14 protein-coding genes, 1 other RNA gene and 1 pseudogene are annotated in these 14,045 nt (G+C 57.2%); 6 read left to right on the top strand and 10 right to left on the bottom strand.

The annotated features are described in order from the left end of the window. Positions 1-49: 49 nt before the first annotated feature. The gene (grpE, locus tag K5I40_RS20530; protein WP_072036665.1) at positions 50-643 is read right to left on the bottom strand and encodes a nucleotide exchange factor GrpE; all 594 of its coding nucleotides are present in this window, start codon (positions 641-643) and stop codon (positions 50-52) included. A 121-nt stretch (positions 644-764) separates the two neighbouring features. Here grpE and nadK point away from each other — a divergent pair, with 121 nt between their 5' ends. The 3 genes from nadK to bamE all read left to right on the top strand — a co-directional run bounded on the left by nadK (position 765) and on the right by bamE (position 3,883). Continuing rightward, positions 765-1,643 carry an NAD(+) kinase gene (gene nadK, locus K5I40_RS20525; RefSeq protein ID WP_039030089.1) on the top strand — a complete coding sequence of 293 codons (879 nt, stop codon included), beginning with the start codon at positions 765-767 and terminating at the stop codon, positions 1,641-1,643. 85 nt (positions 1,644-1,728) lie between these two features. Further along, positions 1,729-3,390 carry a DNA repair protein RecN gene (gene recN, locus K5I40_RS20520; protein WP_223074827.1) on the top strand — a complete coding sequence of 554 codons (1,662 nt, stop codon included), beginning with the start codon at positions 1,729-1,731 and terminating at the stop codon, positions 3,388-3,390. A gap of 151 nt (positions 3,391-3,541) precedes the next feature. Further along, positions 3,542-3,883 (top strand): outer membrane protein assembly factor BamE, encoded by a 342-nt coding sequence (bamE, locus tag K5I40_RS20515; RefSeq protein ID WP_039030087.1) that lies wholly within the window; start codon positions 3,542-3,544, stop codon positions 3,881-3,883. A 97-nt stretch (positions 3,884-3,980) separates the two neighbouring features. On the opposite strand, the gene K5I40_RS20510 is transcribed toward bamE, so the two are convergent. Further along, positions 3,981-4,268 (bottom strand): RnfH family protein, encoded by a 288-nt coding sequence (locus K5I40_RS20510; protein ID WP_223074826.1) that lies wholly within the window; start codon positions 4,266-4,268, stop codon positions 3,981-3,983. Next, entirely contained in the window at positions 4,258-4,695 is a 438-nt protein-coding gene (locus K5I40_RS20505) for a type II toxin-antitoxin system RatA family toxin (protein ID WP_205735749.1), read from the bottom strand. The genes K5I40_RS20510 and K5I40_RS20505 overlap by 11 nt, the downstream gene beginning before the upstream one ends. Positions 4,696-4,851: 156 nt before the next feature. Between K5I40_RS20505 and smpB the strand changes: the two genes are divergently transcribed. Both smpB and ssrA read left to right on the top strand, forming a co-directional pair. Beyond that, a complete protein-coding gene (gene smpB, locus K5I40_RS20500; RefSeq protein WP_039030084.1) occupies positions 4,852-5,334 on the top strand; it encodes an SsrA-binding protein SmpB in 483 nt (160 codons plus the stop codon). 90 nt (positions 5,335-5,424) lie between these two features. Continuing rightward, positions 5,425-5,788, top strand: a transfer-messenger RNA (tmRNA) gene (gene ssrA, locus K5I40_RS20495). Positions 5,789-5,892: 104 nt separating this feature from the next. Here the strand turns inward: ssrA and hpxK are convergent. From hpxK to hpxU, 7 genes are all read right to left on the bottom strand, one after another. Beyond that, positions 5,893-7,155, bottom strand: a complete 1,263-nt coding sequence (gene hpxK, locus K5I40_RS20490; protein WP_223074825.1) for an allantoate amidohydrolase — start codon at positions 7,153-7,155, stop codon at positions 5,893-5,895. Then, positions 7,152-8,393 carry an alanine--glyoxylate aminotransferase family protein gene (locus K5I40_RS20485; RefSeq protein WP_223074824.1) on the bottom strand — a complete coding sequence of 414 codons (1,242 nt, stop codon included), beginning with the start codon at positions 8,391-8,393 and terminating at the stop codon, positions 7,152-7,154. The genes hpxK and K5I40_RS20485 overlap by 4 nt, the downstream gene beginning before the upstream one ends. 15 nt (positions 8,394-8,408) lie before the next feature. Further along, the gene (locus tag K5I40_RS20480) at positions 8,409-9,146 is read right to left on the bottom strand and encodes an amino acid ABC transporter ATP-binding protein (protein WP_039030081.1); all 738 of its coding nucleotides are present in this window, start codon (positions 9,144-9,146) and stop codon (positions 8,409-8,411) included. After that, entirely contained in the window at positions 9,127-9,783 is a 657-nt protein-coding gene (locus K5I40_RS20475; protein ID WP_039030122.1) for an amino acid ABC transporter permease, read from the bottom strand. The genes K5I40_RS20480 and K5I40_RS20475 overlap by 20 nt, the downstream gene beginning before the upstream one ends. Further along, positions 9,783-10,448 (bottom strand): amino acid ABC transporter permease, encoded by a 666-nt coding sequence (locus K5I40_RS20470; RefSeq protein ID WP_223074823.1) that lies wholly within the window; start codon positions 10,446-10,448, stop codon positions 9,783-9,785. Before K5I40_RS20470 ends, K5I40_RS20475 begins: the two co-directional genes overlap by 1 nt. Before the next feature lie 9 nt (positions 10,449-10,457). Next, on the bottom strand, positions 10,458-11,243 hold the full coding sequence (locus K5I40_RS20465) for a transporter substrate-binding domain-containing protein (RefSeq protein WP_039030079.1): 786 nt from the start codon (positions 11,241-11,243) through the stop codon (positions 10,458-10,460). A 214-nt stretch (positions 11,244-11,457) separates the two neighbouring features. Then, entirely contained in the window at positions 11,458-12,297 is an 840-nt protein-coding gene (hpxU, locus tag K5I40_RS20460; protein ID WP_223074822.1) for a MurR/RpiR family transcriptional regulator HpxU, read from the bottom strand. Positions 12,298-12,462: 165 nt separating this feature from the next. Between hpxU and hpxW the strand changes: the two are divergent. Next, positions 12,463-14,045 (top strand): annotated as a pseudogene (hpxW, locus tag K5I40_RS20450) (oxamate amidohydrolase).

Raw genomic sequence — 14,045 nt, 5'->3', positions numbered from 1 at the left:
ACGTAGTGCCGGGCAGGCGACGCCGCCACCCGGCACTACGGGAGGCAAATTACGCCTTAGCTTTCGCCACGGAGACCATCGCCGCGCGAATGGTACGGCCGTTCAGGGTATAGCCTTTCTGCATCACCATCAGCACGTTACCGGCAGCAACGTCTTCAGACTCAACCATCGCAATCGCCTGATGCACGTTAGGATCCATCGGCACGTTGGTATCGGCGACCACTTCCACGCCAAACTTCTTCACTACGTCGAGCATGGATTTCAGCGTCAGCTCAATCCCTTCCACCATCGGAGCCATATCCGGGTTCGCTTTATCCGCAACTTCCAGCGCGCGATCCAGGCTATCGATGACCGGCAGCAGTTCGTTGACAAATTTTTCCAGCGCAAATTTATGCGCCTTTTCAACGTCCAGCTCGGTACGACGACGCAGGTTTTCCATTTCGGCTTTGATACGCAGGATGCCATCGCGCTCGCGGTTCTGGGCTTCAGTTACCTGAGCTTCCAGATTCGCAATTTTTTCATCGCGCGGATCCACCTGCTCAGCACCAGCCTCAGGCTCTACAGCCTCAACCTCTTCGTGCTGCTCCGTGATAATTTCTTCCGGGGCTTGCCCCTCAGGCGTTTTCTGTTCTTTACTACTCATGAATTTCTCCGCGTTTTTCTGCATTCAACTCGCTAACTTCGCTTATTATGGGGATCAGTTTCCGGGATTCAAGGGAACAAGCCACATTGTCATCATTCATTCGCACAAGGACCTTCAGAAAATGAGCAACCATTTCAAGTGTATTGGGATTGTCGGTCATCCACGTCACCCTACTGCGTTGACGACACATGAAATGCTCTATCGCTGGCTGTGCGCGAAAAACTATGACGTGATTGTTGAACAGCAAATTGCCCAGGAATTGCAGTTAAAAAACGTCAAAACCGGTACGCTGGCGGAAATTGGCCAACAGGCCGACCTGGCGGTGGTGGTCGGTGGCGACGGAAATATGCTGGGCGCCGCGCGCACCCTCGCCCGTTACGATATTAAAGTCATTGGCATCAACCGTGGCAACCTGGGCTTTTTAACCGACCTCGACCCGGATAACGCCCAGCAGCAGCTCGCCGACGTGCTGGAAGGCCACTACATCAGCGAAAAGCGCTTTTTGCTGGAGGCCCAGGTGTGCCAGCAGGACTGCCAGAAACGGATCAGCACCGCCATTAACGAAGTGGTGCTGCATCCGGGGAAAGTGGCGCATATGATTGAGTTTGAAGTCTATATCGACGAAATCTTTGCCTTCTCGCAGCGCTCCGACGGGCTGATTATCTCGACCCCGACCGGGTCCACCGCCTACTCGCTCTCGGCGGGCGGCCCGATCCTGACGCCATCCCTGGATGCCATTACGCTGGTGCCGATGTTCCCGCATACCCTTTCGGCCCGCCCGCTGGTGATAAACAGCAGCAGCACCATTCGCCTGCGTTTTTCGCACCGCCGCAACGACCTTGAGATCAGCTGCGACAGCCAAATCGCGCTGCCGATTCAGGAAGGCGAAGACGTGCTGATCCGCCGCTGTGATTACCACCTGAATCTCATCCACCCGAAAGACTACAGCTATTTCAACACATTAAGTTCCAAGCTCGGCTGGTCGAAAAAATTGTTCTGAAATAGCATCCAGCACTTTACTGTATAAAAAACCAGATTATACTGTACACAAACACAGTCATGGTTTTTCATACAGGAAAACGTTTATGCTGGCACAACTGACCATCAGCAACTTCGCCATCGTTCGTGAGCTCGAAATTGATTTCAACAGCGGGATGACGGCTATCACCGGGGAGACCGGGGCCGGTAAATCTATTGCGATTGACGCGCTTGGGCTCTGCCTCGGCGGTCGTGCTGATGGCAACATGGTGCGCGCAGGTGCCAGCCGCGCCGATCTCTGCGCCCGTTTTTCCCTCAAGGACACCCCCGCCGCCCTGCGCTGGCTCGAGCAGAACCAGCTTGAAGATGGGCGTGAGTGCTTACTTCGCCGTGTCCTCAGCAGCGACGGCCGCTCCCGTGGCTTTATCAACGGTACTGCGGTGCCGTTGTCCCAGCTGCGCGAGCTGGGTCAGCTGTTAATCCAGATCCACGGCCAGCACGCCCATCAGCAGCTTATTAAACCTGAACAGCAGAAATCCCTGCTCGACGGCTATGCCGGTGAGTCTGCGCTGACGCAGCTGATGGCTGATCACTACCGTCAGTGGCACCAGAGCTGCCGCGAACTGGCGCTGCATCAACAGCAGAGCCAGGAGCGTGCGGCCCGTGCCGAACTGCTGGCGTATCAGCTGAAAGAGCTGAACGAATTCAGCCCGCAGGCGGGTGAGTTTGAGCAGATTGACGAAGAGTACAAGCGTCTGGCCAATAGCGGCCAGCTGCTCTCCACCAGCCAGCAGGCGCTGAACTTACTGGCCGACGGCGAAGAGGTGAATCTGCAAAGCCAGCTTTATAGCGTGCGTCAGTTAGTCACCGAACTGGCAGGCATGGACAGTAAAGTCTCCGGCATGCTCGATATGCTGGAAGAGGCGGCGATTCAGATCTCCGAAGCGAGTGACGAGCTGCGCCACTACTGCGAGCGTCTGGATCTCGATCCCAACCGCCTGTTTGAGCTGGAACAGCGCATTTCGCGCCAGATCTCCCTTGCGCGTAAGCACCACGTTTCACCCGAGGAGCTGCCTGGCTTCCACCAGGCTCTGCTGGATGAGCAGCATCAGCTTGACGATCAGGCCGACTCGCTGGAGACCCTCTCTCTGGCGGTCAGCGTGCATCATCAGCAGGCTCTGGAAACGGCTACGCAGCTGCACAACGTTCGTCAGCGCTATGCGCAGGAACTCAGCCAGCACATTACCGAGAGCATGCATCTGCTGTCGATGCCGCACGGCGTTTTCACCATCGATGTGAATTTCGAAGCTAACCACCTGACGGCTGACGGCGCGGACCGCGTTGAATTCCGCGTGACCACTAACCCCGGTCAGCCGCTACAGGCTATCTCCCGGGTCGCGTCTGGCGGGGAGCTGTCGCGTATCGCCCTGGCGATTCAGGTGATCACCGCGAAGAAAATGGAAACCCCGGCGCTGATCTTCGATGAAGTGGATGTCGGTATCAGCGGCCCGACCGCGGCGGTGGTAGGTAAACTGCTTCGTCAGCTTGGCGAGTCCACCCAGGTGATGTGCGTTACCCACCTGCCGCAGGTTGCCGGCTGCGGGCATCATCATTTCTTCGTCAGCAAAGAGACCGACGGCGAGATGACCGAAACGCACATGCAGCCGCTGGACAAACGTGCCCGCCTGCAGGAGCTGGCGCGTCTGCTGGGCGGCAGTGAAGTCACCCGCAATACCCTGGCAAACGCGAAAGAACTGCTGGCAGCCTAAACTTTTTCGGTATCTCAGGGTCATACAGAACAATAAAAACGCCGACAGACCGGACGCCAGAGGTTTTAATGTGGTGAAAGGTCTATTATCATCGGCATATTACATATGAGCCGTCGCGTATTGCCCGGGCCCGAAAAGGAATCAAATCACTATGCGCTGTAAAACGCTGACCGCTGCCGCTGCGGTTCTTTTGATGATGACCGCAGGCTGTTCCACTCTGGAAAAAGTGGTTTACCGCCCTGACATCAACCAGGGGAACTATCTCGCTCCTAACGATGTGTCCAAAATCCGTGTCGGTATGACGCAGCAGCAGGTTGCCTATGCTCTGGGCACACCGATGATGTCCGATCCGTTCGGCACTAACACCTGGTTCTATGTCTTCCGCCAGAAGCCTGGTCATGAAGATGTGTCGCAGCAGACCCTGACGCTGACCTTCAACAGCAGCGGCGTGCTGACCAACATCGACAACAAACCGGCGCTCACCAAAGAGTAAGGTTTCAGAAATGCAAAAAGGTGCTCAATGAGCACCTTTTTTGTTTTCTCGCGCTGCCTGTAGCCCCGGTAAGCGCAGCGCCACCGGGAAACCCCGCTTATTTAGCAGCTTTCTCCGCACGCTGGCGACGCAGTTCTTTCGGGTCGGCAATCAACGGTCGGTAAATCTCTACCCGGTCGCCGTCCTTAACCATATCGGCCAGCTTGACCGGACGGCTGTAAATCCCGACCTTGTTTTTCGCCAGATCGATATCGTTACGTAATGTCAGCAGGCCAGAAGCCCGGATCGCCTCTTCAACGGTCGCCCCTTCTTCCAGCGTGACGCGCTGAAGATACTGTTTTTCCGGCAGCGCGTAGGCCACTTCCACCACGATCTCAGGCTGCACTGTAGACCTCTTTGGCGCGCACGGTGAACGCCTGAACCATATTGGCGGCGAGTTCTTTGAAGATGCGACCAAACGCCAACTCGATAAGGGCGTTGGTAAACTCGAAGTCGAGATGGAATTCGATCCGGCAGGCATCGGCGCTCAGCGGAACAAACTTCCATCCACCCATCAGTTTCTTGAAGGGGCCATCCACCAGATGCATCAGAATACTCTGGTTATCGGTCAGCGTATTCCGGGTAGTGAAGGTTTTGCTGATCCCGGCTTTGGAAACATCCACCGCCGCCGTCATTTGCGTCGGGCCTGAGTCCAGCACGCGGCTCCCGGTACACCCCGGGATAAACTGCGGATATGACTTAACGTCATTCACTAACTGGTACATCTGTTCCACACTGTATGGGACAAGCGCAGTACGACTAATCTGAGGCATAGCATTTTTCCTGATCAAACAACCTACAAATAATAACATTTATCACCTGTTAAAAAAACGCTGAGCCTCATCTCGTGCTAATATAGCGCGTTAGACCTCACAGGACGCAATGAGGTGACTTTTTGACATCAGATTACCTACGGCTTTACGACACTTATGACGAAGAAAAAAGCACATAAACCAGGCTCGGCAACCATTGCGCTCAACAAGCGTGCCCGCCACGAGTATTTCATTGAAGAAGAATTCGAAGCTGGCCTTGCGCTGCAGGGCTGGGAAGTTAAATCGCTGCGTGCGGGTAAAGCCAACATCGGTGACAGCTACGTGATCTTCAAAGACGGCGAAGCTTTTCTGTTTGGCGCAAACTTTCAGCCGCTGACCGTTGCTTCCTCTCACTACGTCTGCGATCCGACCCGCACCCGTAAGCTACTGCTGAACAAGCGTGAGCTGGATTCGCTCTTCGGGCGTATCAACCGCGAAGGTTACACTGTCCTCGCCCTGTCGCTGTACTGGAAGAACGCCTGGTGCAAAGTGAAAATCGGCGTGGCGAAAGGTAAGAAGCAGCACGACAAGCGTAACGATGCAAAAGATCGCGAATGGCAGGTGGATAAAGCGCGCATCATGAAGCACGCAGGCCGTTAATTTTCGGATACTTATTGAGCGATTCAATAAGTTAGCGTTCCGGACTGGTATCCAGTCTGCGAATTCTGGTATACTTGCTGTAACACTATTGGGGCTGATTCTGGATTCGACGGGATTTGCGAAACCCAAGGTGCATGCCGAGGGGCGGTTTGCCTCGTAAAAAGCCGCAAAAAAATAGTCGCAAACGACGAAAACTACGCTTTAGCAGCTTAATAACCTGCTAAGAGCCCTCTCTCCCTAGCTTCCGCTCTTAAGACGGGGATCAAAGAGAGGTCAAACCCAAAAGAGATCGCGTGGAAATCCTGCCTGGGGTTGAAGCGTTAAAACTAATCAGGCTAGTTCGTTAGTGGCGTGTCATTCCGCAGCTGGCGTGCGAATGTAAAGACTGACTAAGCATGTAGTACCGAGGATGTAGAAATTTCGGACGCGGGTTCAACTCCCGCCAGCTCCACCAAAATTCTTTGTTAACGGTCACCAGAGCCTGATACGAAGTCCTGAAAGCCCGCACGGCGCAAGCCTGCGGGCTTTTTTGTATCCAGAAAAATCAAGACACAAAGCTTATTCCAGCCCCTCTAACGCAAAGACCGCACGTGAAAAGGCATCCAGCGCCAGTGCAACATCTTCTGCAGTAACCGATTCTGCGGGATGGTGACTGACTCCCCCTTTGCAGCGCACAAAGAGCATTCCCACCGGCCAACGTCCGGCAATAGCAATGGCGTCGTGCCCGGCGCCGCTTGGCAAGGTCAGTGAACGTCCCTGCACTGCATGCACCGCGTCGCGGAGTACCTGCTGTAAACGGCTGTCGCAGGCGGTAGCGGAAATACGATAAAACGTCTCGGCGCTAAATTGTAACTGGCGGCGGGCAGCAATCAGCTGCGCCTCAGCCAGTAGCGCATTCAACAGCGAATCAAGCGGCTCGTTAGCTGGCCCGCGAATATCGAGCGTGAGCGACACGTCACCGGGGATAACGTTTACCGCACCCGGTGCGAGGCGCAGCGTGCCCACCGTAGCAACCAGATTCCCGCCCCGTTCACCGGTCATGGTCTCAATGCGCAGCATCCACTCGGCGGCGGCGGCCAGCGCATCTTTACGATGACTCATCGGTACCGTCCCCGCGTGTCCAGCCTCACCGGTAAAGCAGCAGTTCAGGCGACGCGCACCGTTAATCGCCTCGACGACGCCCAGGGCCAGATCTTCCTGCTCCAGACAAGGGCCCTGCTCAATATGCAGTTCGAGATAAGCGGCAAACTCCTCTGCGCGACGTGCAGCGTGGCTGATGCGCGCCGGATCCAGCCCTGCCTGCACCATCGCCTGCGCCACGCTAATCCCCTGCGCATCTGTCTGCGCCAGCCAGCCTTCAGGCCAGGTACCGGTCAGCCCCCGACTGCCGAGCAGCGTAATGCCGAATCGCGTTCCCTCTTCATCGCAAAAGCCGACAATCTCTATAGCTTTCTCCAGATGCCTCCCCTGCTGATGCAGATTGTGGACCACCTCGATCGCCGTGAGTACGCCCAGCATACCGTCGTAACGCCCGGCATTGCGCACGGTATCAAGATGGGAGCCCAGCAGAATGGCCGGCGCGCCCTCCTGCTGACCTTCGTAACGTCCACAAATATTGCCCACGCTGTCCTGCCAGACGGTCATTCCGGCCTGACTCATCCACAGCGCGACCTGCTGATTGGCCTGAAGGTGTTGAGGCGATAAATAGACACGCGTCAATGCCCCTGGCGTCTCGCTGATGGCGGCCAGCACGTCGGCACGCGCCATCACTCTCGCAGCAGCCTGCTGCCACTCCGCCTGCTGGCGTATTGGTTTACTCATTGCCCGCTCTCAGTACAGTAGTGATCCCATGCAGCCTGCATCGCGGCGCCCTGGGTTGTCGGGAACCTGAGATAGTTCAACACTGATTCCAGCGCGCTGAGGGTCGTCATTACGCACGCTTTACGCGCGTTATAGCCCATGGTGCCAATACGCCACACCTTACCGTGAAGCGGTCCGAACGACGTACCGATCTCAATACCGAAATCGTCGAGCATCAGTTTGCGCACCTGATCCCCGTTGATACCCCGAGGGATCACCACGCCAAGCACGTTATTCATCTTATGTTTGAGGTCGCCGAACGTCTCCAGCCCCATTCCCTGAATACCTTTCACCAGTGCATCACCGTGCAGCTTATGACGGGCAATACCCTTATCCAGGCCTTCCTGAAGGATCAGACGCGCACATTCCCGGGCGGCAAACAGCGCCGACGTGGCTTCAGTATGGTGATTGAGTCGCTCCGGCCCCCAGTAATCCATGATCATCCCAAGATCGAAATAGTTGGAGTACACCATCTCATCAACACCATCGAGATGCGCATCGGTGCGAATACCTTCTTCAACGCATTTGCGGCGGCGAATAACCTCCTCCATGCGTGCGCTGAGCGTAATGGGCGAGGTACCCGACGGACCGCCAAGGCACTTCTGCATCCCGGCTGAAACGGCATCCAGCTGCCAGGCATCGGTTTCCAGCGGATTGCCGCCCAGCGAGGCGGTGGCATCGGTGTAAAACAGCACATCGTAACGACGGCAAATTTCTCCCAGCTCCGCCAGCGGCTGCAGCATGGTGGTGGAGGTATCTCCCTGCACCGTCAATAGCAGACGCGGACGCACCCGTTTGATCGCGTCTTCAATCTGGTCCGGGGTAAAGACCTCTCCCCATGGGACATCGATGGTGTGCACCTCCGCCCGGCAGCGGCGGGCAATTTCGCACAACAGATGGCCGAAGCGGCCAAACACCGGCACCAGCACTTTATCCCCGGGACGGATCGCTGAAACCAGAATCGCTTCGATCCCCGCCCGCGAGGTACCGTCCACCAGCATCGTCCAGCGGTTTTCAGTGCGGAATACGCCACGGTAAAGCGCCATCACCTCGTTCATATAGTGCGTCATCGCCGGGTCATACTGGCCGATAAGCTGGCTTGACATGGCACGCAGTACACGAGGATCGGCATTGATTGGGCCAGGGCCCATCAGCAGCCGCGACGGCGGGTTGACTTGCGAAAACTGAGAGATATCCATCTGAAAATCCTTAAATTAATTGAGACCGCGCACGGAGGAGATAAACTGCTTCAGTTCGCTGGTCTGCGGACTGGCAAACAGCGTTTTACTGTCACCCTGCTCCCAGACGCGCCCCTGATGCATAAACACCACGCGGTCGCCCACTTCGCGGGCAAAATTCATTTCATGGGTCACGAGAATCAGGGTCATACCCTCCGCCGCCAGCTGCTCCAGCACCTTGAGTACTTCGCCCACGAGCTCAGGATCCAGCGCTGAGGTGATCTCGTCACAGAGTAAAACTTTTGGCGACATTGCCAGGGCGCGGGCAATCGCCACCCGCTGCTGCTGGCCACCGGAAAGGCTGGAGGGATAGTAATCCAGCCGGTCACCGAGACCGACCTTCTCCAGCATACGTCGGGCCAGGTCACGGCACTCGGCGGCGCTTTTTTTTAGCACCCGACGCGGGGCCAGCATCACGTTCTCCAGCGCCGTCATATGCGGGAACAGGTTGAAGTTCTGGAATACCATCCCAATTGAACGGCTGATTTCCCGCGCCTGGGAATCGCGGTCGGTAATGGTCATCCCGCCGAGCTTGATACTGCCGTCCTGATAACCCTCCAGGCCGTTGATGCAGCGCAGCAGCGTGCTTTTACCTGACCCGCTGCGGCCAATAATCGAGATAACTTCACCCATATCGATATCCAGATCGACGCCCTTGAGCACGTGGTTATCGCCGTAATACTTCTGCATCTGGTTAATGGTGATGAGAGGCATTGAATTTATTCTCCAGATAGCGGCTGTAGCGGGACAGCGGGTAACACAGAATGAAGTAGCCCAGCGCCACCAGCGCAAAGACTTTAAACGGCTGATACGTAACATTGGTCAGCATCGTCCCGGCCTTCGTCAGTTCGATAAAACCGATGATTGACGCCAGCGCCGTTCCCTTGATCACCTGAACGGCAAAACCTACCGTTGGGGCGATAGCGATGCGCATCGCCTGGGGCGCAACCACCCGACAAAGCGTCTGACCAAAGCTCAGGCCCAGGCAGCGGGACGCTTCCCACTGCCCTTTTGGCAGGGCACGAATGCTGCCAAACCAGATATCAAGCAGAAAGGCGCTGGTGTAAAACGTCAGCGCCATTGACGCTGCGGTCCAGGCTGAAACGTCAATACCAAACAGCGCAACGCCGAAAAAGGCGAGGAACAACTGCATGAGCAGCGGCGTCCCCTGAAACAGCTCAACATAGCCGCGGATCAGGCGTTTCAGCTGACGGCCTCCGGTCAGACGCAGCAGTAAAAGCGGCAATGTGACCAGCCCGCCGCCCACAAAGGCCACCAGGGAGAGCAGCACCGTCCAGCGCCCGGCCAGCAGTAAATTGCGGACAATGTCCCAGTCGGTAAAGGTTGTCATCATGCCTGTACCCCCAGCCATTTTCGCCCCGCCGCCATCAGCAGCTGACGCATCGTTATCGACAGCACCAGATAAATGCCCGTCGTGACCAGATAAACCTCAAAACTGAGGAATGTGCGCGACTGAATCAGGTTGGCAGCGAAGGTCAGCTCTTCATAAGAGACCTGTGACACTACCGACGATCCAAGCATCACGATAATGCACTGGCTAACCAGGGCAGGATAAATGCGCTGTAACGCAGGCGGCAGAACAATCTGGATAAACGTCTGCATGCGGCTCAGCCCCAGTACACGCCCCGCCTCCCACTGCCCTTTTGGCGTCACCTGAATACCGGCGCGGACAATTTCGGTACTGTAGGCCCCGAGGTTCACGATCATCGCCAGCAGCGCGGCTTCGCCGGCGGTCATCTTCAGGCCCAGATTCGGCAAGCCAAAGACGATAAAAAAGAGCTGAACCACAAATGGCGTGTTGCGGATCATCTCCACATACCCGCCCCAAATCCGGCTTAACCACGTGGGGGGTCCGCTACGAATGGCAGCGCCGATAATCCCTGTCAGCAGACCGCCAGCTGTCGCCAGTACGGTCAGCTGAACGGTGACCCACAGTCCCGCCAGCAGCTCCGGCCACAGAGGCCAGAGCGCAGAAAAATCAAGTTGCTCCGTCATGCACCAGCCTTATACGCCGAGGCTGGCAGGCAGCGGCGCTTTCAGCCACTTCTCAGACAGCGCGTTAAGGGTGCCGTCTTTCACTCCCTGTTCAATCAGCGCATCCACCTTCGCCTTGAGCGCTGGTTCGTTCTTTTTCAGGCCGATAAAGCAGGGTGAGTCCTTGAGCATAAAGCTCGGCACCGGGGCTTTGTCGGCGTTCTGCCGGGAAATGGCCGCGACCACCAGATTACCGGTCGCCACGTACTGCACCTGGCCGGAAAGATAGGCCGACAGCGTGGTGTTGTTGTCTTCATAGCGCTTAATCTGCGCCTCTTTCGGCGCTACGCTGCTCAGCACCATGTCCTCCACCGCGCCGCGCGTCACGCCAACGCTTTTGCCGCTGAGCGCCGCCGGATCTTTCAGCTCTGCCCCGGCAGGACCGAACACCCCCAGGAAAAACGGCGCGTAGGCGCGGCTAAAATCAATCACCTTTTCGCGTTCGGCGTTTTTACCCAGGCTTGAAATCACCAGGTCGACTTTATCGGTTTGCAGATAGGGCACCCGGTTGGCGCTGGTCACCGGCACCAGCTGCAGTTTGAGTTTCATCGCCTTAGCCAGATAGCGGGCCGTATCAATGTCATAGCCCTGCGGTTGAAGATCAGTACCCACCGATCCAAACGGCGGGAAATCCTGCGGTACCGCAATGCGGATCACACCGCGTTTTTCAATATCCTGCAGCTGGTCAGCCTGTGCCGCCGAAAGGTGGGTTAACAGGCTGGCAGCCCCAACCAGGGCGATAAGCAATTTCTTCATGAGGGTTCCCCGTTACGTTAGCATGAAACAAAAGATTCTTATGAATCAGTTTTGCAACTAATGTGCCAAAAAAAATTCAGCCTGACGCAAGGGGTATCAGTGAGATTAAACGCAGTGAGAACAGAGGGAAGCGACCAAAAAGGAGGAAAGACCGCGGGCATTCCTCGCACTATTTTCGCACCAACAAGATGCAAGGCACCATGCTGGCGCCCCATTATCGGTGTTCGAGTTCATCCAGCTGCTGGTAAAGCGTGGCGATGTCGTGGATCCGCGGTCGGCCTTTATCGAGAATTTCATGCAGGAAGGCGTTCGCCAGCAGATTGATCAAGCTATTGACCGAGGCGTAGCTATCGTAAGCCGATACGCTATCCAGCGGGGCGCAAAGCTGCCAGCGCGCAAGCGGAAAGAGGCCATGTGCCTGCGGCTCGCACATCAGCAGGACCGGAATACCCTTGCTCTGTAGCTGCTGTAACAGCGGGCGGATAATGCGCGGACGACGGCGGAACGCCATCACCACCACCAGATCCTCAGCGGTTAAATCAACCAGCTCTTCACTCAGGCTCTGCCCCGGCTGAGGCAACACCAGCACCTGTCCCCGCGCCTGCAGGAGCTGCTGACGCAGATGCAGCGCCGCAGGCCAGGAGTTGCGCATGCCGACAATAAAGATGCGCCGGGCGGCGACCATAGCCTGAAGCGCACCGGCAAACTGCTGCACATCCAGCGCGTTGACCCACTGGGTCAGATTTGCCATCTCCTGTTTATAATGTCTTGCCAGCAGCGTGTTGCCCTGCACCGCGTCGCGATTGTCGGTAATCGGCATTCCGCTCTGGCGCAGGGTCCGCAGTTCATCCCGCATCTCTTTATATTTTTCATAGCCCAGTCGCTTAAACAGGCGGCTGACCGTCGCTTTAGAGACGCCGCTCAGCTGCGCCAGTTCGGCGCTGTTATAGCTGATGAGATCGTCAAAATGATCGAAGATAAAGTCCGCCACCCGCTGCTCCTGTGGCGATAAAGACGCATACTGCTCTTTCAGGCGTTCATCAAGCTGTTGCATAAGGCCTCTGTAACTTTTGTTTCACTGCACTATACCGTTAACCCCCTTCATAATGCATGCCAGTTCCGCAAAATGCCCTCATCCTGCAGCGAATGAAACTTTACGTTCAAAAATGGAACAGCTTTTGCAACGCTTCGCACACAAACGGTTATCAGAGGACACGCCATGCAAAGTCATGTTGCCACCCAGGGGATGGCAGTTACTCCCCATCACCTGGCCAGCCAAAGCGCGCTGGCGATTCTGCGTGAAGGAGGCAGTGCCATTGAGGCAATGGTCGCCGCCGCATCAACCATTGCGGTGGTATATCCGCACATGAACGGCCTGGGGGGCGATGGTTTCTGGCTGATCGTCCCTCCTGATGGCGATCCCATCGCCATCGATGCCAGCGGTGCGGCGGGGGCGCGGGCAACCCCGCAGGCCTATGAGGGGCTGGCGCACATTCCCCATCGCGGCCCGCAGGCTGCGCTTACCGTGGCCGGTACCGTCAGCGGCTGGGAAGAAGCACTCTCGATTTCCCACGATCTCTGCCGGAGCCACCTGCCCCTGACCCGCCTTCTTGAGGATGCTATCGGCTACGCCACTCACGGCATTCCGGTTACCGCCTCTCAGGCCAGGGCCACCGCAAGCAAACTGGACGAACTGCGCCACCAGCCCGGATTCGCCGATACCTTTCTGGTCAACGGACAGCCACCCGAGGCGGGCAGCCGTTTTTGCAACCGGCGCTGGCAAACACCCTGCGCCGGTTAACGGAGGAAGGGTTAGACAGTTTCTACCGCGGGCCGCTGGCCGGACATCTGGCCCGCGGCATGGAAAGGTGCGGCATGCCGGTTACCCTCAGCGATCTGCATCAGCATCGTGCCCGCCGCCCGCTTCCGCTCAGGCTCGATCATCAGCACGGCGAGCTGTGGAACCTGGCGCCGCCGACCCAGGGGCTGGTCTCCCTGGCGATCCTCGGGATAACCGATCGTCTCGGGATGGCCGATGCTGACGATGCGCTGACCATCCACCGCATTGTTGAAGCCACCAAGCTGGCCTTTGGCCTGCGCGACGCCCACATCACCGACCCACGTCATCTTGATGTTGATATCCAGAGTCTGCTTACCCCTGCGGCGCTGCAGCCGCTGGCAGAGAAAATAGACGATCAACGCGCGGCCCCCTGGGGAGCAGGCAAAGGACCGGGCGATACCGTGTGGATGGGCGTTATCGATAAAAACGGTCTGGCGGTCTCCTTCATTCAGAGCCTTTACCATGAATTTGGCAGCGGCGTGGTCCTGCCGGACACCGGGCTGGTCTGGCAAAATCGCGGAGCCTCGTTCAGCCTCGACCCGGCGCATCTTCTGGCGCTGGCCCCGGGCAAACAGCCGTTTCACACGTTAAACCCCGCCGCGGCACGCCTGAACGATGGCCGGGTCATGGTATATGGCTCAATGGGGGGCGACGGACAGCCGCAAACCCAGGCTGCCCTCTTCACCCGCTACGTCATGCAAAATATGCCGCTGCAGGAGAGTATCTCCCGCCCACGCTGGCTGCTGGGACGCACCTGGGGACAGACATCCGATTCACTCAAGCTGGAAGGGCGCTTCAGCGCAGAGAGCATCGCCCATCTGCGACAGCTGGGGCATGAGGTTGACGTGCTGGCAGATTTCAGCGAAGCCATGGGCCATGCAGGGGCGATTGTCCGCCACCCTGATGGTCTTTTAGAGGGAGCCAGCGATCCGCGCAGCAACGGCTCCGCAGCCGGATATTAG

It is taken from the genome of Leclercia sp. LTM14 (genome assembly GCF_023736175.1).
GTDB classification, from domain to species: Bacteria; Pseudomonadota; Gammaproteobacteria; order Enterobacterales; family Enterobacteriaceae; genus Enterobacter; species Enterobacter barmai.
This window is presented reverse-complemented; position numbering and strand designations above follow the sequence as displayed.